The organism is Paenibacillus elgii NBRC 100335, assembly GCF_004000865.1.
Taxonomy (GTDB): Bacteria; Bacillota; Bacilli; order Paenibacillales; family NBRC-103111; genus Paenibacillus_G; species Paenibacillus_G elgii.
Genome location: NZ_BIMB01000038.1, coordinates 37,886 through 57,092, shown reverse-complemented (window position 1 = coordinate 57,092; position 19,207 = coordinate 37,886). Strand labels below are relative to the sequence as shown.

20 protein-coding genes and 1 riboswitch are annotated in these 19,207 nt (G+C 54.8%); of the genes, 17 read left to right on the top strand and 3 right to left on the bottom strand.

What is annotated here, in order from left to right:
* Window positions 1–25: 25 nt before the first annotated feature.
* From PEL01S_RS23960 to PEL01S_RS23945, 4 genes are all read left to right on the top strand, one after another.
* The gene (locus PEL01S_RS23960; RefSeq protein WP_063178522.1) at window positions 26–1,612 is read left to right on the top strand and encodes a PucR family transcriptional regulator; all 1,587 of its coding nucleotides are present in this window, start codon (window positions 26–28) and stop codon (window positions 1,610–1,612) included.
* Between the two features lie 204 nt (window positions 1,613–1,816).
* Window positions 1,817–1,904: riboswitch (cyclic di-GMP riboswitch) on the top strand.
* Window positions 1,905–2,108: 204 nt separating this feature from the next.
* Window positions 2,109–2,375 (top strand): HPr family phosphocarrier protein, encoded by a 267-nt coding sequence (locus tag PEL01S_RS23955; protein WP_010491134.1) that lies wholly within the window; start codon window positions 2,109–2,111, stop codon window positions 2,373–2,375.
* Entirely contained in the window at window positions 2,372–2,839 is a 468-nt protein-coding gene (locus PEL01S_RS23950; RefSeq protein ID WP_127462074.1) for an MEKHLA domain-containing protein, read from the top strand. The genes PEL01S_RS23955 and PEL01S_RS23950 overlap by 4 nt, the downstream gene beginning before the upstream one ends.
* Window positions 2,840–2,972: 133 nt before the next feature.
* Window positions 2,973–3,647, top strand: coding sequence for a response regulator transcription factor (locus PEL01S_RS23945; protein WP_063178518.1), 675 nt, complete (start codon window positions 2,973–2,975; stop codon window positions 3,645–3,647).
* Window positions 3,648–3,718: 71 nt separating this feature from the next.
* Here the strand turns inward: PEL01S_RS23945 and PEL01S_RS23940 are convergent, their stop codons facing one another.
* Entirely contained in the window at window positions 3,719–4,339 is a 621-nt protein-coding gene (locus PEL01S_RS23940; RefSeq protein ID WP_127462073.1) for a TetR/AcrR family transcriptional regulator, read from the bottom strand.
* A 456-nt stretch (window positions 4,340–4,795) separates the two neighbouring features.
* Here PEL01S_RS23940 and PEL01S_RS23935 point away from each other — a divergent pair, with 456 nt between their 5' ends.
* From PEL01S_RS23935 to PEL01S_RS23905, 7 genes are all read left to right on the top strand, one after another.
* The gene (locus PEL01S_RS23935; RefSeq protein ID WP_108534277.1) at window positions 4,796–5,530 is read left to right on the top strand and encodes a metallophosphoesterase; all 735 of its coding nucleotides are present in this window, start codon (window positions 4,796–4,798) and stop codon (window positions 5,528–5,530) included.
* On the top strand, window positions 5,527–6,393 hold the full coding sequence (locus PEL01S_RS23930) for a GNAT family N-acetyltransferase (RefSeq protein ID WP_127462072.1): 867 nt from the start codon (window positions 5,527–5,529) through the stop codon (window positions 6,391–6,393). Before PEL01S_RS23935 ends, PEL01S_RS23930 begins: the two co-directional genes overlap by 4 nt.
* A 236-nt stretch (window positions 6,394–6,629) precedes the next feature.
* Complete coding sequence (locus PEL01S_RS23925; RefSeq protein WP_063178621.1) at window positions 6,630–7,910, top strand: threonine synthase; 1,281 nt, start codon at window positions 6,630–6,632, stop codon at window positions 7,908–7,910.
* The gene (locus PEL01S_RS23920; RefSeq protein ID WP_063178514.1) at window positions 7,907–8,572 is read left to right on the top strand and encodes an amino acid ABC transporter permease; all 666 of its coding nucleotides are present in this window, start codon (window positions 7,907–7,909) and stop codon (window positions 8,570–8,572) included. Before PEL01S_RS23925 ends, PEL01S_RS23920 begins: the two co-directional genes overlap by 4 nt.
* Window positions 8,553–9,239: an amino acid ABC transporter permease gene (locus PEL01S_RS23915; RefSeq protein WP_063178512.1), complete on the top strand. Its 687-nt coding sequence runs from the start codon at window positions 8,553–8,555 to the stop codon at window positions 9,237–9,239. Before PEL01S_RS23920 ends, PEL01S_RS23915 begins: the two co-directional genes overlap by 20 nt.
* Entirely contained in the window at window positions 9,220–9,987 is a 768-nt protein-coding gene (locus PEL01S_RS23910; protein ID WP_127462071.1) for an amino acid ABC transporter ATP-binding protein, read from the top strand. Before PEL01S_RS23915 ends, PEL01S_RS23910 begins: the two co-directional genes overlap by 20 nt.
* Window positions 9,984–10,862: a transporter substrate-binding domain-containing protein gene (locus PEL01S_RS23905; RefSeq protein ID WP_127462070.1), complete on the top strand. Its 879-nt coding sequence runs from the start codon at window positions 9,984–9,986 to the stop codon at window positions 10,860–10,862. The genes PEL01S_RS23910 and PEL01S_RS23905 overlap by 4 nt, the downstream gene beginning before the upstream one ends.
* A gap of 57 nt (window positions 10,863–10,919) precedes the next feature.
* Here the strand turns inward: PEL01S_RS23905 and PEL01S_RS23900 are convergent, their stop codons facing one another.
* Entirely contained in the window at window positions 10,920–11,729 is an 810-nt protein-coding gene (locus PEL01S_RS23900) for an inositol monophosphatase family protein (protein WP_163767625.1), read from the bottom strand.
* Between the two features lie 305 nt (window positions 11,730–12,034).
* Here PEL01S_RS23900 and PEL01S_RS23895 point away from each other — a divergent pair, with 305 nt between their 5' ends.
* The 4 genes from PEL01S_RS23895 (at window position 12,035) to PEL01S_RS23880 (ending at window position 16,313) form a co-directional block, all read left to right on the top strand.
* Window positions 12,035–13,039, top strand: coding sequence for a 2-oxoacid:acceptor oxidoreductase family protein (locus tag PEL01S_RS23895; RefSeq protein WP_127462068.1), 1,005 nt, complete (start codon window positions 12,035–12,037; stop codon window positions 13,037–13,039).
* A 38-nt stretch (window positions 13,040–13,077) separates the two neighbouring features.
* Window positions 13,078–15,381, top strand: coding sequence for a thiamine pyrophosphate-dependent enzyme (locus tag PEL01S_RS23890; protein WP_063178504.1), 2,304 nt, complete (start codon window positions 13,078–13,080; stop codon window positions 15,379–15,381).
* 89 nt (window positions 15,382–15,470) lie between these two features.
* The gene (locus PEL01S_RS23885; protein WP_127462067.1) at window positions 15,471–15,770 is read left to right on the top strand and encodes a hypothetical protein; all 300 of its coding nucleotides are present in this window, start codon (window positions 15,471–15,473) and stop codon (window positions 15,768–15,770) included.
* A 21-nt stretch (window positions 15,771–15,791) separates the two neighbouring features.
* Complete coding sequence (locus PEL01S_RS23880; RefSeq protein ID WP_127462066.1) at window positions 15,792–16,313, top strand: hypothetical protein; 522 nt, start codon at window positions 15,792–15,794, stop codon at window positions 16,311–16,313.
* Window positions 16,314–16,407: 94 nt separating this feature from the next.
* Here the strand turns inward: PEL01S_RS23880 and msrC are convergent, their stop codons facing one another.
* Complete coding sequence (gene msrC, locus PEL01S_RS23875) at window positions 16,408–16,887, bottom strand: free L-methionine (R)-S-oxide reductase MsrC (protein ID WP_127462065.1); 480 nt, start codon at window positions 16,885–16,887, stop codon at window positions 16,408–16,410.
* A 133-nt stretch (window positions 16,888–17,020) separates the two neighbouring features.
* Here msrC and PEL01S_RS23870 point away from each other — a divergent pair, with 133 nt between their 5' ends.
* Complete coding sequence (locus PEL01S_RS23870; protein WP_127462064.1) at window positions 17,021–17,710, top strand: response regulator transcription factor; 690 nt, start codon at window positions 17,021–17,023, stop codon at window positions 17,708–17,710.
* The gene (locus PEL01S_RS23865) at window positions 17,707–19,074 is read left to right on the top strand and encodes a sensor histidine kinase (protein WP_127462063.1); all 1,368 of its coding nucleotides are present in this window, start codon (window positions 17,707–17,709) and stop codon (window positions 19,072–19,074) included. The genes PEL01S_RS23870 and PEL01S_RS23865 overlap by 4 nt, the downstream gene beginning before the upstream one ends.
* Window positions 19,075–19,207: the final 133 nt, after the last annotated feature.

The following is a 19,207-nucleotide window of genomic DNA, read 5'->3' as shown; positions in this document are numbered from 1 at the left end:
CCATTCCAGGAGGTGAAGAAACGAAATGAACATTACCGTCGAACAAGTGCTGTCCATTTATCCGTTGTCCGAAGGAAAGCTTGTTGCCGGACAAAGCGGTGCGTCGCGCCTCGTGAAATCGGTTAAAGTCATGGATACGCCGCATATTGCCGATTGGATCAAGGAAGGCGAGATGGTATTCACAACCGCTTATTTGATGAAAGACGTCCCGGAGGATGCAATTCCTCTGCTTCGCAAGTTGAACCAGCGCCGCTCGGCCGGACTCGGCATTAAGATTGGCCGCTTTTGGGACGAGGTGCCCGAGCCGATCCTAGAAGAAGCCAACCGCCTCGATTTCCCCCTGATCAAATTACCTTATGAATGTTCTTTTTCCGACAATTTGAACGGATTGTTTCATGTCGAAATGCAATATCATACGCAAATTCTTCACACCGTGCTTGACAAACAAAAGAGACTTATGCAATTCGCACTTAGGCCGGATCGAATAAACCATTTTTTTCAAAAGCTTCTGAGTATATTAGGGTATCCGATCGCCGTTGTCGGTTCCCGAGGTCAACTCGTATTCAATGCGACGTCTTTCGGAGCTTCGCAGCTGCTGCACGGCTGGCCGTGGGAGAAAGAAGCGCAGTGGGCGTTTGTGGATGAAAGCCGATGTTTTCGGGCGCCGCTTATGGAGCACGAGGAGTGTACCGGCTATATGGTCATTTTTCCGGAGAATCCCGTGCCGGTGAAGGTGGAGGAAGAGTTGTTTCTGCAAACGGCAGAGATCATTTCATATCATATGGGAGTGATCTTCAATGAGTATCGAAACCACGCGGCGCAAAACGATCTGGGGGTGCTGCTGAGCCGTTATTTGCGTGGGAGCGGTACGATTGAAGCGCTGACGGAAGAAGCGGCCCGGCGGGGGATTCCGCTGTTTCAAGGCGCGTATCGCGGGCTGCTTGCCCTCGTGTCGCCGGAAGCGGGCTGCGGAGAAAAGGAGAGGCTGCTGCGAAATATCCGCGAGGAACTGCAGTATCATCCGGAGCTCAAGGAGATGGCCGTTATTCATTTTTACATCCAAGAGGGCTTGTTCTCCATCTTTCTGGTCGATGCCCCCGGGAGCGACGGGAAGCTGACCGACTTGCTGCATACATGTCTGCGCGGAGTGCTGCAAGAGGACAGCGGGGCTCCGCTTCGGATCTGTATCAGCAATAAAAAGAACAGGCCGGGCCAACTGCGGGATGCGTACAAAGAATGCGTGGAGACGTCCCGGCTGGCTGACCGGCTCGGCATTCGGGAAGCCGTGGTACAGTTCGGGTCGGTTGAGCTCGCGTACTTGTTCCAGGATGTGCCTAAGGAGCACATGCAGACTTACGTCAACGAAGTGCTGGAGATGCTCTTGAAGAAGGACCCGGAATACTCGCAGGAAATGCTGCGTACGCTGGAAACGTTCATAGAGAACGACGGACAAGTTAACGAGACGGCCAAACAGCTGCTGATTCACCGCAATACGGCGGCATATCGGCTGGAGAAGATCGGCGAGCTGCTGGAAGTCGATTACAAAAAAATTAACGATCTGCTTCGTTTGAAGCTGGCGTTTACTTTTAGACAAATGCTGAAGCCGATGTAAACCGCCTCACCATTTCGTTGAAGAGCTATAGGAAAGCTGCCCGACCGGTTCATGAGCGACCCGGCCGGATCTGATTCCGGCTGGGCGACTGTACATGCGGAGATAGGCTTCCAGGGTGTAAAGGATTTACTTGACATATTTTAGTGAGAAGGCTTACAATTTTATCAAGCGCCGCTTGCAGGGCAAGGACGCAAAAAACATCTTCACTGATAAAGGCAAACCTGTTGAAAAGCGGGGACGCAAAGCTCCGGGTCTAAGGCATAAGTTATGCGATGACGGCCGAGCCGCCAAAGAGGGATGCAGCTTAAACGTACGCTCCGTTCCGTTTAAGATTGCGGGGCTATTTGTCATGCACCGCAAGAACAAACGAGAAACATGCGTATTTTCCTGCTTAAGGGAAAAAATGGGCATGCTAACGTTTTCCCCTCCTTGGAATTGCAGTATAATACAGTCAACTTTATATACTCTTTCCACTATTAAGTACCGGAGGCGTATCATGCGAGTTCACGAAATTGTTATTGCCGATGATCTGCGGCCCGAATATTTGCAGCAAATCGTTCAGTATGCCAACCAATACCGTTCCGACATCAAAATCCGTTTCGAAGCGGAATGTATGCAGCTCGATGCCAAAAGCATCCTCGGGATGATGCTCATTCCGATCCGGCGCGGGACAAGATTGACGATCCAGACGAAAGGCGCCGACGAAGAGGAAGCGATCGAGATGATGAGCTCTATGCTGGAGAATAAGGAGCGTCAAGTATGATCTTACCGACTGGAGGCGTCGGGGCCGGCTCCGACCATGCGGAGTGGCTTATTCGCAGTTACCGCAGGTTGACGGGAAACGAGCTGCTTCCTGGACCGGAAAGCTCCGGCAGCTTAGCCGAGCGGTTGTTCCTGTCGCCGATTGTCGTGCTCTCCCATGGGACCGAGGTCGACCCGGTGTTGAACTACGGCAACCAAGCGGCGCTGAATTTGTGGGAGATGGATTGGGAGACGTTCACCCGTACCCCGTCGAGGTATACGGCGGAAGAGATGGAGCGCACGCAGCGCGAGCATTTGTTGAAGAAGGTGCAGGAGCAAGGATATGCCGACGATTACACCGGAATCCGCATCTCCCGCAGCGGACGAAGATTTTATATTAAGAAGGCTACGGTTTGGAATATCGCGGATAAGGATGGCCGTTATGCAGGGCAAGCCGCCTGTTTCTCCGAATTCGAATATTGTTGACACATCCCCGTCCGTTCCGGCGGGGATTTTTTATGTATGCACCCGTTGTCGTTCATACCCAGTTTATATTTCTGTTGTAAAGTAAGTCCTAGTTGAAGGAAGTTGAACATCAGAAAGGCGGTTGACGAAGCAAATGAGCAGAATCATGGTTGTCGACGACGATCCGCATATCCGCGAGCTGGTTAAAGTATGCTTGCGTCAGGAAGGCTTTACGGTGCATGAAGCCGCCCACGGGCAGGAGGCGCTCGATAAGCTGGAATCGTTCAAGGCGGATTTGGTCATTCTCGACATTATGATGCCGCATATGGACGGCTGGGAGCTGTGCCGTCAGCTTCGGCAGCTTTACGATTTGCCGCTGCTCATGCTGACGGCGATTGGCGAGACGAAGCAGAAAGTCAAGGGCTTTGAGCTCGGCACCGACGATTATCTCGTGAAGCCGTTCGAGCCGGCAGAGCTGATCGTCCGCGTGAAGGCGTTGTTGAAACGATACCGAATCGCTTCGTCGCAGACGCTGCAGGTCGGCGAACTGACGATGAACCGTCTTACCTATGAGCTTTCCGTAGGGCAGGGGAACATCACGCTTCCGCTTAAGGAGTTCGAGCTGCTGTTTAAGCTGGCCAGCTATCCCGGCAAAACGTTCTCGCGCGATCAGTTGATCGAAGATATATGGGGCTACGACTATGACGGAGGCGAGCGGACCGTCGACGTTCATGTGAACCGCCTTCGCGAACGCTTTCCCGAGGACCGGCATTCGTTCAAGATCAGTACGATCCGGGGGCTTGGCTATCGGCTGGAGTTGAGGGCATAGTAAGCGGAATCAAACGGTGGAATAACCGAGGGCCCTGCTTGAGTTTTGCCTCAAGCAGCCGGCCCTCATTTTCATTTGCGTGTTGCCCGATCATACATCGTAAGCAGTTCTTCCGCGTAGAGGTCGATATCGAACTGATCGTTCTTTGCCAGTTGATACCCGGCAGCGTCAATTGCGCTTCGCAGCATTACCGCCATGAACCTTTTTGAAAAGCTTCTAAAGGTCCCCTCCACTTCTTGTCCGTATTGAAATATTTCTTCAAGCGGAGCATAAATGGCCTCCTCCTGTCCGGCAAAGCGCAATTCGCCTTGTTCGTTGCGATCGTTCGTCACGATTTCTATCACTGCCGCCACATGCTTTCGGTTCTCTTTGATAAAAAGTAAATTCGATACAATATAGGCTCGCAACATGTCGATGGCATTGTCCGGATTCTGCAGATGCTTGTCCATGAATGAGGCGGCTTTTTGATATAAATCGACAACGACTCCCGTCATCAATTCCTCTTTGTCCGAAAAGTGATACGTGATGACTCCTTTGCTGACGTGTGCTTTTTGTGCAATTTTTCCAATCGATGTGTTCGCACACCCGATTTCGGTGATGACATCGATGGTGCACTCGATAATTTGCTTTGTTCTTGCCTTCTCCGTGAAAGTCTTTTCTTTTGGTTTTTTACCTTGTTTATTCGTATCCATGTATTGAATTTAGCACTACCGCACTAATCTAGCAATACACCTCCGTTTTCCCACACCCTTTATCCCCGTGATTACATACTCTGCACCTTTTGGCGTGAGCTTATTTTTTGTTTTTACGCATATGATCGCCTATTCCCGCAAGGAATAAACCAATGACGATGAGTCCGAAATTGGCATACATCTCAAGCTGCTGGGAAACCCTTCCCACCCTAGGCTAATGCAATCATTCCAGCGACTAAATAAAACGTGCCCATCCAAAACATCCTTTCTTTCCATTCGGTATATAGTATGAATTCGTACTTTCGAGCTGATCGTACTAATTCTTCAACGATACCTTAACGCATGCACCGCACGTCTGGCAAAGGAACACTATCCAGAGACAAACGGCTGTGATAAAATTACCTATTGTCAGAATGGCTTCGGAACAGGATATCAGAGCGGAAGGACAGGTTGGCATTGAACAGAACATTAGTCATCAGCGACATTCACGGGAGCTATGAGAGCTTCGACGCACTGCTGCGCGCTGCGGAGTATAACGCCGGTCAGGACCGGCTCATTCTGCTTGGAGATTATGTGGATCGCGGACCAAGAAGCAAGGACGTCGTCGAACGGGTGATGACCATGGTTCGGGAGGATGGGGTTATCGCGCTGCGGGGCAATCACGATCAACGCTTTGTCGATGTCGTAACAGGCCCGTGCGAAGAGAACGAAGAGATGAAATTTTTAAAATACGGCGGAGTGCAGACACTTGCGAGCTACTATGCCCCATTTGAATCGAATGAAGGGACCGACCGGGAGCGTACCGAGAGCGCCAAAGAATGGGTTCGGTCGGAGTATGGCCATCATTTGGCTTTTTTAGGCAGCCTGCCTTTGTTTTACGAGGACGAGCGGTTCATTTATGTTCATGCGGGCTTGAATCCGGCGTATCCCAACTGGAAGGAACAGCCTGCCCGGGATATGATCTGGATACGCGAACCGTTTTATGGTCATCCGACCGTGGTCGAGAAAACCGTTATTTTCGGTCACACGAGAACCTCGTGCCTGCACGATTCTCCCGGCGTATGGTTCGGCGGCGACAAAATCGGCATCGACGGCGGCTGCGTCTACGGGCAGCAGTTGAACTGTCTGGTCATCGACGAAAACGGAGGCTTTACGACGTATCACGTGGAAGGGACGAATTGGGAGCGATGAACGAACCTTATGCCCTGGGATCGATGAATGCCGGCGACGGTGCGCATTTGCTGGCCTTGACCCGCAGCGTCGGTTGGCACTTTTCTGCGAAGCAGTCCGATTTGTATTTGCGAACGGGCCTGGTAGTCGGGCATCGGGACGGAGAAAAATGGATTTCGTGCGCGGGATTTTATGCGTACGGCCAAGCGCTGGCCTCCATCGGCCATCTTATCGTCGATCCGGCCTATCAAGGCCAAGGACTGGGAAAACGTCTGATGCTTCATTGTCTGGCGGAAGCGGCCAAGACGGGCTCGGCGGTTACCCTCGTTTCGACAAAGTCCGGGTTTCCACTGTATACTTCGCTCGGCTTTCAAACGGTCGGGTACGCCCACAGATTTCTCTACGATGTTCCTGCGGAAGGCCTGCGGCATGAACGGTCTTCTTCTGCTGAAGGAGATCTGGTACCGCTGAATGAAGCCGTGCTGCCTGAGGTGATCGAGCTGGACCAGACAGCCGCAGGCGTCCGGCGAGAACGCGTGCTTCGTTCCATCGATGAGCATAAAATCAGCGGATGGGCTGTACGAGATTCATCCGGCGCAATGCAAGGCTATGGCTTCGCCCGGGCGAAGGATGACATCTTGGTCGTGGGTCCTCTCGTGTCGTCGGACGCGGATATGGCTGTCCGGCTGCTGAAAGTGCTTATAGCAGAATGGCAGGGGCGGATTCAGCTTGATGTTCCCGGCGTTCAAGTCTCATTTCAAGACCGGCTCCGGGGGCTGGATTTTCGGGAGACGTCCGTTTCGCCGCAAATGCTGCTCGGGGCTTCGTCTTTGCCCGGCCGGCGCGAGCTGTTGTTTGCACTTGCCGACCCCGCATTCGGGTAAGAGCCCGGGCGGCCGCTTTCTAGTCAGGTCCGAGACTATTGCACCGACGTTCAAAATCTCAGTTGACAAATTGGAATACTCTGTATAGTATAAAAGCATCAAATGAACGAAAAGTGCCAGGTTGCTGACCGTACGGACGGAAGCCCTTGTTTCATTCTGCGCAAGCGGAACGAAGCAAGGGCTTTTCCTTTGTTGCAGACCGTGCATGGCATCCCGTAGAAAGGCAGGAATCCATCGTGACCTTCAGCTATGTCTCGCATTTGTATTGTCCAAAATGCGAAGCGAAGCATTCCGCTCAAGCGGCGGTACAATGTTGCTCTTGCGGTTCGCCGCTGCTCGTCCGCTACCGTTTGGAGGAGTTGAAATCGTCGCTGGACCGCTCCGAGCTGGCGGCAAGAACAGAACGGAGTCTTTGGCGCTACCACGAGTTGCTCCCGGTAGAACGCGCGAACAACGTAGTGACGCTCGGCGAGGGAGGCACCCCGCTCTTGCGGATGCCGAAGCTGGGCAGCGGGATGGGCATCCCACATCTGCTGATGAAAGACGAAGGGATTGTTCCGACCGGCTCGTTCAAGGCCCGGGGCGCAGCCGTTGGCGTCTCCAAAGCGAAGGAGCTTGGCGTGCGCGAGCTGGCGATGCCCACGAACGGCAACGCCGGAGCGGCGTGGGCGCTGTATGCGGCCAGAGCCGGCATCCGGGCAACGGTCGTGATGCCGACGGACGCTCCCGAGATCACGCGCAAAGAATGCGCCGCCGCCGGGGCCCGTCTTTACTTGGTCGATGGCCTGATTAGCGATGCGGGCAAAATCGTCGCCCAGGCGATCGCGGAAGAAGGCCTGTACGATGCGTCGACGTTAAAGGAGCCATACCGGATCGAGGGCAAAAAAACGATGGGCCTCGAAATCGCCGAGCAATTGAACTGGCGGCTGCCTGACGTCATACTGTATCCGACCGGTGGCGGCGTCGGCTTGATCGGCCTCTTCAAAGCGTTCCGGGAGCTTCAGGCGCTGGGCTGGGTTCAAGGCCAGCTGCCGAGGCTGGTCGCCGTCCAAGCGGAGGGCTGCGCCCCGATTGTTCAAGCGTGGAAGGAGAAGAAGACCGAATCGGCGTTCTGGCCCGCATCCTCCACGGTTGCCTTCGGCATTAACGTCCCCAAGGCGCTCGGCGATTTTCTCGTGCTCGACGCGATCTACCGTACAGACGGCTGTGCAGTAGCGGTCGATGACCGGACCTTGCTGTGCGAGCAGCTCCGGGTTGCTGGGGAGGAGGGAGCCTTTGTGTGCCCGGAGGGCGCTGCGGCGTTTGCTGCCGCCCGTTTACTGCGGAGCAGCGGGTGGATTCGGGAAGAGGAGACCGTCGTCGTATTGAACACCGGCTCCGGGGTGAAATACCCGAATACGGTTCAGGCCGCCCCGCCTGTGCTGCAGCCGGGCGAGCGGTTGAGCGATCGGGGAGAGCCATGGCTCCGGCCGCCGGATGACCAAGCGGGCGGGCAGAAACGGGAACCGCTGCCATGACACTTGATACCGCATTCATGCTCGACCATCTGCCGGACTTCGGCCATGCGGCGCTCGTGACGCTTGCCGTCGCCGGAATCGCCATCGTCTCTTCGCTGCTTGTGGCTGCGCTGAACTCGGCCGTTATCTTTTTCCGGGTGCGCGGGCTCATATGGGTTGTGCGCGCCTACGTCGAGCTTGCGCGGAATACGCCGCTGCTGATTCAGCTGTTTTTCGTTTATTTTGCGCTGCCGTCTCTGGGCATCCATCTGTCCAATTACGCTACGGCGGTACTGGCGTTGACGTTTCTCGGCGGCGGCTATTTCACGGAGGTGCTCCGCGCCGGGATCGAAGCCGTATCCGGGAGCCAGACGGAATCGGGACTGGCGCTCGGCCTATCCCGCTGGCAGTTGTTTCGCTTGATCGTTCTGCCTCAAGCGCTGCGGATTGCGACACCGTCCTTGTTTGTTAATTTTATTTTTTTGCTGAAAGAAACGACGGTCGTTTCCGCTGTGGCGATCCCTGAAATTTTGTACACCACCACGAACTACATCGCGCTCTATTATAAAACCTACGAAATGCTACTGTTGATGACCTTCCTGTATTTGCTGCTATTCCTGCCGCTGTCCTTCTTGCTTTCTTGGGTGGAAAGGAGGTTCCGGCATGGTCAGTTCGGGATTTGATCTCTTGATCGTATCGCTTCCCCAGCTCGGCAAAGGCTTGCTTCAGACGTTAACGCTCGCGTTGTACTGCATCGTGTGCAGCACGGTCGGCGGCCTTGTGTTCGGAGTGCTTCGGGCCTCCCGCAGACGCTGGCTGGGCGTGCTTACCCGGACGTATCTGGAGCTGTTCCGGTCGATTCCGATTTTGGTCTGGCTGTTTTTCTTTTTCTTCGGTTTGCCGATCTTCTTCGGCATTGACCTGCCCGGCTTCGCCTGCGCCGTTCTGGTGCTGTCGCTGTGGGGGATGACGGAGGTCGGCGAGGCGGTCCGCGGCGCCCTGATCTCACTGCCCAGGGGGCAGAAGGAAGCGGGGCAATCGATCGGTCTGAGCCCGGTGCAGCTTTATGTCCACGTCCTGCTTCCGCAGGCGCTGCGCCGCATGATTCCGCCCGTCATCAACGTGTATACCCGCATCGTCAAAACAACGTCGCTCGCCGTCCTGATCGGCGTAACGGAAATCATCAAGACGGGGCAGCAAATGATTGAGCGGACAGGAGAATCCGTACTGATCTACGGAACGCTGTTTCTGCTCTATTTTGCACTGTGCTATCCGCTGTCCGTCTTATCCAGAAGATTGGAAAATAAACTACGGAGTGGGGGCGAGGCGGGTGTCCGGGATTTTGCTTGAACTGACGAAGGTAAGCAAAGCTTTCGATCGGCATTGGGTGCTGCGAGAGATCGACCTTCAGATTGCCAAAGGCGAGGTGGTCGTCATCCTTGGGCCGAGCGGCTGCGGCAAAAGCACCTTGCTGCGGTGCCTGAACGGGCTGGAAACGGCGCAAGCCGGCAGCATCCGGTTTTGCGGGCAGGAGCTGACCTCGGGGAACGTCCGCTGGCAGCACATTAGGCAGCAGATCGGCATGGTGTTTCAGAGCTACCATCTGTTCCCGCACTTGACCGTTCTCGACAATATCATACTCGGCCCGGTCAAAGCCCAGCGCCGGTCCAAGCGGGAAGCGGAGGCTCAGGCGGAAAAGCTACTGGAGCGCGTCGGATTGCTCGATAAGAAGCATGGCTATCCGAGGCAGCTTTCGGGCGGTCAGCAGCAGCGAATTGCCATCGTGCGGGCGCTGTGCATGAACCCGGAGGTCATTCTCTTCGACGAGGTCACGGCGGCGCTGGACCCCGAGATGGTCAAGGAGGTGCTGGAGGTCATGCTCGGTCTGGCCGAGCAGGGCATGACGATGGTGATCGTCACCCATGAAATGGGCTTCGCCCGGGCGGTAGCCGATCGGATCGTCTTCATGGACGAAGGGAGAATCTGTGAGACGGGCTCGCCGGAGGCGTTTTTTACAAAACCGAAAACCGAGCGTGCCCGACGCTTTTTAGATAAATTTTTGCTTGTGGAGACATGGAAAGGGAGAGAGAGCGGATGATAAAAAAGAGAAAACTGTCCTTATTGGTTTTAAGCCTGCTGGCAGGCTTGCTTGCCGCCTGTGGCACGGGCGGAAAGGCGACGAACGATGCGAAATCGGGAGTGGAGCCGAAGACGTCAGGCGCGCTGCAAAAAATCAAAGACCGCGGCAAGCTGATCGTCGGCGTGTTCTCGGATAAGCCTCCGTTCGGCTTTACGGACGAGAAGGGCAAGCTTGTCGGCTTTGACAACGACTTGGCAAGGCGCTTCGCCAAAGATCTCCTCGGCGACGAAAGCAAAGCCGAGTTCGTGGTCGTCGAGCCGGCAAGCCGCATTCCGTTCCTGCAAAGCGACAAGGTCGACCTCATCGTCGCCAACATGACGGTGACCGAGGAGCGGAAGCAGGCGGTCGATTTTACCAACCCGAATTTGAAGGCGGCGACGCAGGTCATCGTGCGCGACGATAGCGGCATCAAGTCGCTGGCCGATTTAAAAGGGAAAAAAGTGATCGTCACGAAAGGAACGACCGCCGATATTTTTCTGACCAAAAACCGGCCGGACGTCGAGCTGATCAAATTTGAAAAAAATACCGAGTCGCTTCAAGCGTTGAAGGACGGTCGAAGCCCCGCGTATGCCCAGGACAGCCTCATCTTGTTGAGCTGGGTGCGCAAAAATCCCGGCTTCACGGTGCTTCCCGAGAAGCTGGAGAAAGAAGCTCCGATCGCTCCGGCGGTGAAAAAAGGAAACGGCGAGCTGCGGGAATGGGTCAATCAGGAGCTGGAGGCGCTGGGGAAAGAAAAGTTTCTGCTGCAGCTCTACGACAAATACGTCAGGGCAGAGCTCGGTCCGGACGTCGATCCGAACGAAATTATCGTAGAAGGCGGCAAGTGGCAATAGTTTGCGGAAAAAGGGAACCAAGCCCAACGGCATGTCAGGGCTTGGTTTTTGATTTAGTCAGACGGCCTTCTCCTGTAAAGCAGCGACCAACTGCGGGTGAAGCGTACGGCTGGCGGCTGCGATTCCGCCGGGACCTTGCCTGAACGGGCGGCCTTCCGTATCCGTGACCGTGCCTCCGGCTTCCTGTACCAGCAACGCGCCGGGCAGCCAATCGAAGGTGTCATTCCCGTGCTCCCAGTAGGCGTCCAGCCTCCCGCTTGCGACATAAGCGAGCTGAAGCGACACGGAGCCCAGCATCCGGGTGATCATCGAACGGGACATAACCCGTGAAAGCCCTTGAATCGTCTCCACCAGCGTGCCGTCTTTGGAGACTAGGGTAGAGTGGGAGGTGGCGACGACGGCATGCTTCAGCTCCTGCTTTTTGCCCGCGGCTATCCGCACCCCGTTTAAATAAGCGCCTTCGCCCTGCACCGCATGAAACAGCTCGCGGTGGCACGGGTCGTATACGGCGGAAAAGAGCGGAGCGCCGTCCCGGATCAAGCAGAGCGCCGTAGACCAGAACGTGAAGCCTTGGAAAAAGTGAAACGCTCCATCCATCGGATCGCAGATCCAGTAGTCGCCCGAACGCATGGCTTGCCGCTGTTCTTCCAAATCGAATTCCCCGTCGGACCAGCGGATCGCCGGATAGTTCGTTTGCAGCGCAGAGCGGATGGCGTCCTCCGCTTGGCCGTTAAGCTGCCGAAACCGCTGTGCAAGCTCCTCGAAATCGTGCGGCGGGGTTCCTCGCGTCTCCGCAAATTTCGCATACAGGTCGTCTCCGACTTCCTTCAGCAGTCCTGTGCAAAAAGCAATATCGATCCCAGTCATCCAATATCCCATCCTTTGTTATTCATATTATTAGGCAAAATGAGGCAAACAGCTTTTCATAGTTTTCTCTGTACTTCAGCCGAAGCAATTCGATGCATACGCCGTTCCACTCCTTTACAGTAGTATGTATAAATACTACTTCGAAAATCGTGTCAGGTCAAGTACTCGAGCAATGGCAGCTTAGTTGACGAAAGCGCTTGCGACACGAAACTTTCAAGCCAAAAGCCCTATGCGAGGCAGGTATAAACTGGTATACTGAATTGTGGAAATAGTATAACTTTTCAAACATGAGGGGAGTTGAACAGATGAGAGTTCTACCGAAAACGAACGACCTCGGCTTCTTTGAAATTCGGCTCGAATCCATCGGCGGCTTGGGAGCCAACCTGGCGGGGAAAATGCTTGCGGAGGCTGGCGTCGTTGGAAGCGGGTTTAACGGCGTGAGCTTTTCTTCTTACGGTTCGGAGAAAAAGGGCTCGCCGGTTAAAGCGCATATCCGTTTTTGCGACATAAATACGAATATTCGCGATACGACTCCGGTGGAACGTCCGCACGTCGTAGGCATTTTTCATGAAAACTTGTCGAAAACGGTCAACGTGATCAGCGGCATTTACGAGGACAGCCTGGTTCTGGTCAATTCGGCAAAAAGTCCGGAAGCCCTCAAAGAAAAAATGAAGCTGATCGGCGGCACCATTGCGGTGGTCGATGCAACCGGCATTGCGCTGGAGGAGAAAAACCGCGTCAACATGGCGATGTTGGGCAGTCTGTTCCGGCTGTGCGACTTCCTCGATTTCGAGCATATGAAGAGCATTATCCGCAAATCGCTGGAGAAAAAATACCCTGGCGCGGTCGAGCCTGCCCTGCGTACGTTCCAGCGCGGCTATGACGAGGTGCAGTTCCAGACGTTCGCGCTGCCGGAGGGCACGGAGATGCCACTGCCGAAGCGGTGGGATATTCCAATGTACGGATATGAGACCCAGCCGATCGGCGGGATGGTGACGAATCCGGGGAACAGCCTCCTGAAGGATCTCAGCATATCGCGCAGCGGGATGATGCCGCATTTTGACGACGAGAAATGCATTCACTGCGCGGCCTGTGACACCGCCTGTCCCGACTTCTGCTTTGTGTGGGAAGAGCAGCCGGACAAAAAAGGGCGTCCGCAAATGTTCCTGCAAGGGATCGACTATCAGTACTGCAAAGGCTGTCTCAAATGCGTCGTCGCCTGTCCGACCGAGGCGCTGTCCTCCAACCGTGAGACGGAAGGCTATGCGGAAGAGCATCGTGTGCCGCATCGTTTTAGCTTGGCCCAGTAAGACAAATCACTGTTAGCAGGGAGAGGTGAACCAAACGAATGGCTATTGAAATTAACAAAGAGGTCAGCCAAGGTACGGTTGAGCAGCGGATGGTCTACGAATCCGGCAACGAGATGGCGGCTTATGCGGCTCACCAGATTAACTACCATATTATGGGTTACTTCCCGATTTCGCCGTCAACGGAGGTTGCGCAGTTCCTCGATCTGATGAAGGCGAACGGCCAGCATGACATCAAGCTGATTCCGGCGGACGGCGAGCACGGCTCGGCAGGGATTTGCTACGGCGCTTCCACCGCGGGTGGACGCGTGTTCAACGCGACCAGCGCGAACGGTTACTTGTATATGCTGGAGCAGATGCCAGTGCAATCCGGGACCCGGTTCCCGATGGTATTGAACCTCGTCTGCCGTTCGGTATCCGGACCTCTGAACATCCACGGCGACCACTCGGACCTGTACTACGCGCTCAATACGGGCTGGCCGATCCTGATGTGCCGCGACCCGCAAGCCGTCTACGATATGAACATTATGGCCATCAAGCTCGCCGAAGATCCGGAGGTTCGCCTGCCGGTCATCGTCGCTTCCGACGGTTATTTCACTTCTCACCAAAAACGCCGCGTGCAAACGTTCGCTCACAAATCGGACGTGCATGCCTTCATCGGTGAGCAGCCGAAGCAGTTCCCGCATGTGCTTGACCGCAACAATCCGATTACGGTAGGACCTTACATGAACGAGCCGGATTACATCAACAACTGCTATCAGCAGTCCGTTGCGATGTACAACGCCGGAGAAGTATTCGACCGCATCCGTCAAGAATACCAGGTGCTGACGGGCCGCGATTATCCGATTCTCGACCTGTACCGGATGGAAGACGCCGAAGTGGCGGTATTCCTGATGAACTCGGCGTCCGAAATCATTAAAGATGTCGTCGATCAACTGCGGGCCAAAGGCATCAAAGCCGGTTCGATCGCGCCGAATATGATTCGCCCGTTCCCACAGAAGCAGATCGCCGAAGCGCTCAAAAACGTCAAAGCCGTCACGATCGGCGACCGCGCGGATTCGTACGGGGCGCACGGTGGGAACATGACGATGGAGATCAAAGCGGCGCTGTTCACGGAAGGCAACCGCGATACGATGGTCATCAGCCGGATTTACGGGCTGGGCGGCAAAGACTTCTATGCGGAGGACGGTCATCACCTGTTTGAATTGGCGATCGAAGCGGTCCAAAAAGGCCGGGTCGACGTCCCGTTCGATTATTACGGGCATACGCCGGGCGATCCGGACAAGAAGCCGCAGCGTGTCATCGAGCCGATGAAATACGAGGATTTGAAGACCGGATTGATTACGGTTGACAAAGACGAGACGACGGGCCAATTGAAGGTAAAGGTTCCGCCGATCCGCCAGCTGACCAAGAAGCCGAAACGGCTTGCACCGGGGCATGGGGCCTGTCCGGGCTGCGGTATTTTCTCCGGTCTGGAGCTGTTCTTCAAAGGGATCGAAGGAGATATCGTGGCGCTGTTCCATACCGGCTGCGCGATGGTCGTGACGACGGGGTATCCTTATTCTTCGCATAAAGCGACCTACATTCACAACTTGTTCCAAAGCGGAGCGGCAACGCTCTCCGGTGCCGTGGAAATGTTCTGGGAGCGCAAACGCCGCGGCGAGTTGGAGCATCTGAACCTACCGGACGATTTCACGTTCGTCATGATCACCGGCGACGGCGGGATGGATATCGGGATGGGCCCGGCCATCGGCGCTGCGCTGCGCAATCATAAAATGATCATTCTCGAATACGATAACGAAGGCTATATGAATACCGGCGCGCAGCTGTCCTATTCGACGCCGCTCGGCCACCGGACCTCCACGTCCAATGTCGGGAAGCATCAGGGCGGCAAGCTGTTCCATCATAAGGACACGCCGCAGATTATGGCCGCGACGAACATTCCTTACGTGTTCACCGGGTCCGAAGCGAACCCGCAGGATTTGCTGAAAAAAGCCGCCAAGGCGCAATATTATGCGCAGAACGAGGGTCTGGTTTACGGCAAAATCCTCATCACCTGTCCGCTCAACTGGCTGTCCGAGGAACAAATCGGGCAATCGCTGATCGATCAAGCTGTCAACTCCTGCTTCTTCCCACTGTACGAAGTGGAGAACGGCGTAACGACGATCACGTTCAATCCGGAAGAGAAGAACAAGCGGATTCCGGTTGGCGACTGGTTGAAAAATATGGGCAAGACGAAGCACCTGACGAAGCCCGAATACGCGGAGGCGCTGCAATCGTTCGAGAACGAAGTCGAACGCCGCTGGAGCCGTCTCAAGGCGAAGCACGAAAATCCTTACCTGTAATAGGGTAAGGCCGGCACGAACCTCAGGCGCAAACTCAACCTGTTGAGCTTGCGCCTTTTCATTTTCAGAACCGATTCGGAGGAGTTCCGATGCCTTATGTACTGAGACATACCGATTCCGGTGAAATCGCCGCATGCATTCAAAAAAACGTATACGATTTCGATTATTTTGGCGTCAAACAGTGGGAGGAAGAGGGGCAGGCCGCGGCGGATAAGCATGCTTTTCTGGAGAGCATCGGGTATGATAACCCGCATCATTGGCATATCCTTTTGATCAAAGAGGATCGTGTCAAGCTCTGCAACGTAAAGCTGAAGAACGATCCGTCGCGCCGGGTGCGCCTGAGCGGAGACGGTCAGATCACCGTTCATTCCGCCTCCGAACGACTATAAAAACGGGGAATGGTAGTTTTGATGAATACAAACCCTTTTGCCGATTTCGAAGCGGCGGGCACGGCGCAGGAGCTGGCCGCGATTCAGGAATCGATTCGAACCCAGGGATTTACCGGCTTCAGGCTGCTGCTCGAAGGCTTCCGGGATCGTCTGAAGCAATTTTCGGACGGTGACATTGCATCCGTGAATAAGCTGCTGGCGCAGGCTAAGCAGTTGTTTCCCGAGCCGGAGACGTTCAGCCCATCCTGGCGCAACATATGGGACGAATTCGAGCGGATTGCCGCATACAAGCAAACGGTGCTGGAGACCATTCCGGCCGAAGAGCGCGAAGGGGAGTGGCAGGTGTTGCTCGATAACCCGTATACGAATTCGGATCTTGTATGCTATCCCGGACTCAGCTTTTTGGAGGGGGCGTATTTATACGCGTACTTCCGCAGCGACCTGAAGCAGAACGAATATATCCGGCTGCAAAAAATACAAAATCTCGTTATGGCCTTCGGCAGCGAGCGGCAGGAAGCCGCGAACAAAAATAAAGAAGGTTAAATTTGGAGAGTATAGGAGATTAAAGGATAACCGGGATTCGAGCGGGAAACCGTTTCAAATCCCGGTTTTTCGTATGGATAAAATTCGTCCTACGTTACATCCGTTCAGCGAGCTTCAGTGCGAACAGCTCCAAATAATGCTGATCCTTCTCGTCGAAACGATTTTTCTCCGGACTGTCGATATCCAGCACCCCGATCAAGCGCTCGCCATGGAGAATCGGAATGACGATTTCCGATTGCGAAGCGGCATCACAAGCGATGTGGCCGGGAAATTGATGGACGTCCGCAACGCGGACCGTTTCCCGGAGGCTGGCTGCACGGCCGCAGACGCCTTTATCGAGCGGAATGCGCACGCAGGCAGGCAAGCCTTGAAAAGGCCCAAGCACCAGTTCCCCTTCCTCGATTAAATAAAAGCCGACCCAGTTGATCCGCTCCAGAAACTGGTTCAGCAGCGCGGCGGCGTTAGCCAGGTTGGCAATCCGGTTCGGCTCATCTTCGATAAGCGCGGACAATTGGGAAATGAGCAGCTTGTAATTTTCCTCACGAGTTCCTGTATAGGCAGAGGCATGAAACATTAACGACGACTCCTTCTTGGCGGCAGATTACGCTGAAATTAGCATATTTTTCATGGGACGTCAAGGCGTTGAAAAACGGAATACGGTCCGGCTGGAATGGTTACCCTGTATACAAACGGCTGCAGGAGAACGTATGACGCAATCTATTCTGGTCATTGAAGACGAAGAACATATCGCCCGTGTGCTGACGCTTGAGCTCGAACACGAGGGCTACGAGGTCGAGACGGTGCATGACGGCCGGGAAGGGGCCAGACTGGCTACTTCCAAGCCTTGGAGCCTTATTTTGCTTGATGTGATGCTGCCGGAATGGAACGGACTGGAAGTGCTGCGGCGCATCCGTCAAGCCAACGCCGAAGTGCCAGTCATCTTGCTGACGGCCCGCGATGCGACGCCGGATATTGTAAGTGGGTTCGATCAAGGCGCGAACGATTACGTGACCAAGCCGTTCGTGATCGAGGAGCTGCTGGCGCGCATCCGCAACCTGATCGGGCTGACGAACCGGCATAAGCCGGAGACCGATACATTGAGCGCGGCGGACTTGACCATCGATCTCAAGGCGCGGAAAGTGACGCGCGGAGGCCATCCGATTGAATTGACGCCGAAGGAGTTCGACTTGCTGCAATATTTGATTCAGCACAAAGGGCATGTCCTGACGAGAGAACAAATTATTTCCGACGTATGGGGCTACGATTTCGTAGGTGATACCAATATTGTCGACGTCTATATCCGTTACTTGCGCCAAAAGGTTGACAAAGGTTACCAGCCCAAGCTGATCAAGACGGCGCGAGGCGTCGGCTACGAGCTGGCGGACCCCGAGCCATGAGCCTGCGGACGCGACTGATGCTGCTGTCGTGTGTGTGGATTTTGTTGATCGTCGTCTTTTTCAACTGGTTCATTTATTACTATATTTTGAAGAAGACGACGGATAACGAAGTGCGGCAGCTGTGGAATAAAGCGCAAATCATTTTGCGCGATCCGGAGATTTATGCTCCGTCCCGTTGGAATTCCAGCCAATTGCAGCAATATTTGGAGTCCGACACGCTCATTCGAATCATTTCGCCCGACGGGGCCGTGCGCGCGCAAGTGTCGTCAAGCGAGGAGCTGTCGGCTCACCCGGCGACCTACCGGACGCATTATCATACCTTCGTGCAGAATGAGCTGGGCCTGCTGATTTTATTCGTTCAAGTGCCGATTGTCGGCAAAAACCACGTTCAAATCGGGCTGCTGGAGCTTGGAAAAGGGCTGAATGTCGTCGCCGCTTTTATGGACCTTCTGGTTGCGGGACTCACGGTGACGACGGGCAGCGTGCTGCTGTTTTCGCCACTCGTCGGTTTTTTCTATACGAAGGTGCTCGTGCGTCCGATCCGCCAATTGCTGGAGACGATGCGAACGATCCGAAGCAAGGGGGATTTTATTCTGCTCAGCCCTCAGATCACGGCGAAAAAGGACGAGCTGGGCGAGCTCGGCCGGACGTTCAACGAAATGATCGTGTGTTTGCAAGAGAACGACCGGCGGCAAAAGCATTTTGTCGCGGATGCCTCTCACGAGCTGAAAACACCACTGACCGTCATCGAAAGCTATACGTCGCTGCTGCGCCGGTGGGGAGGCCAGGACCCGGCTATCCGGCAGGAAGCGCTGAATGCGATTCATTCGGAAACCGTGCGCCTCAAAGGACTGATCGACGCTCTGCTGCGGCTGGCGGAGGTGGAACGCCTGTCGATGACGGAGCTGCATCCCGTCCGCATCGCGGAGCTCATCCGCTCCACCGCCGAGCAGATGCGCCGGGCGTTCGGCAGAGATATTATCGTCCGAATCGGTTCGGAGGAGATCCAATGCCGCGGCGATGAAGCAAGGCTGAAGCAGCTGCTGATCATCCTGCTGGACAATGCGATCAAATACAGCCGGAAAAATGTCCTCGTACAATGCGATGAGGAAGAGCGCTACGTTGTTATCCGGGTGAAGGATCAAGGAATGGGGATTCCGTCCGAGGAGCTTCCTTTGCTATTCGAGCGGTTCTATCGCGTGGATAAAGCGAGAAGCCGGGGGACTGGAGGATCGGGTCTGGGCCTGGCGATAGCGAAGCAAATTGTCGAGCTGCATCAAGGCTCGATCCGCCTTGAGAGTGAGGAAGGGAAGGGGACGACGGCAACGGTCAAGCTGCCAAAATCATCCTTGACAGCGTTTTAATAAGAGCAATATGAGAGTTTTCTCATGAATTTTTAATAAAAAGGTCTGAGGCACTGCGGGGCGTGTCTTTAGCGGAGTTTGGCGCCAATTCCTTCGTTTTCATCTGTGCTATAGTGGGTACAGGCAATCAGCC

Bases quoted from the DNA above. Each gene is read 5' to 3' on its own strand.
- PEL01S_RS23930 (WP_127462072.1), top strand. From the start codon at position 5,527: ATGAACGAACCTTATGCCCTGGGATCGATGAATGCCGGCGACGGTGCG.
- PEL01S_RS23955 (WP_010491134.1), top strand. From the start codon at position 2,109: ATGCGAGTTCACGAAATTGTTATTGCCGATGATCTGCGGCCCGAATAT.
- PEL01S_RS23960 (WP_063178522.1), top strand. From the start codon at position 26: ATGAACATTACCGTCGAACAAGTGCTGTCCATTTATCCGTTGTCCGAA.
- PEL01S_RS23895 (WP_127462068.1), top strand. From the start codon at position 12,035: ATGAGAGTTCTACCGAAAACGAACGACCTCGGCTTCTTTGAAATTCGG.
- PEL01S_RS23885 (WP_127462067.1), top strand. From the start codon at position 15,471: ATGCCTTATGTACTGAGACATACCGATTCCGGTGAAATCGCCGCATGC.
- msrC (WP_127462065.1), bottom strand. From the start codon at position 16,887: ATGTTTCATGCCTCTGCCTATACAGGAACTCGTGAGGAAAATTACAAG.
- PEL01S_RS23900 (WP_163767625.1), bottom strand. From the start codon at position 11,729: ATGACTGGGATCGATATTGCTTTTTGCACAGGACTGCTGAAGGAAGTC.
- PEL01S_RS23920 (WP_063178514.1), top strand. From the start codon at position 7,907: ATGACACTTGATACCGCATTCATGCTCGACCATCTGCCGGACTTCGGC.
- PEL01S_RS23890 (WP_063178504.1), top strand. From the start codon at position 13,078: ATGGCTATTGAAATTAACAAAGAGGTCAGCCAAGGTACGGTTGAGCAG.
- PEL01S_RS23865 (WP_127462063.1), top strand. From the start codon at position 17,707: ATGAGCCTGCGGACGCGACTGATGCTGCTGTCGTGTGTGTGGATTTTG.
- PEL01S_RS23870 (WP_127462064.1), top strand. From the start codon at position 17,021: ATGACGCAATCTATTCTGGTCATTGAAGACGAAGAACATATCGCCCGT.
- PEL01S_RS23905 (WP_127462070.1), top strand. From the start codon at position 9,984: ATGATAAAAAAGAGAAAACTGTCCTTATTGGTTTTAAGCCTGCTGGCA.
- PEL01S_RS23950 (WP_127462074.1), top strand. From the start codon at position 2,372: ATGATCTTACCGACTGGAGGCGTCGGGGCCGGCTCCGACCATGCGGAG.
- PEL01S_RS23940 (WP_127462073.1), bottom strand. From the start codon at position 4,339: ATGGATACGAATAAACAAGGTAAAAAACCAAAAGAAAAGACTTTCACG.
- PEL01S_RS23880 (WP_127462066.1), top strand. From the start codon at position 15,792: ATGAATACAAACCCTTTTGCCGATTTCGAAGCGGCGGGCACGGCGCAG.
- PEL01S_RS23915 (WP_063178512.1), top strand. From the start codon at position 8,553: ATGGTCAGTTCGGGATTTGATCTCTTGATCGTATCGCTTCCCCAGCTC.
- PEL01S_RS23945 (WP_063178518.1), top strand. From the start codon at position 2,973: ATGAGCAGAATCATGGTTGTCGACGACGATCCGCATATCCGCGAGCTG.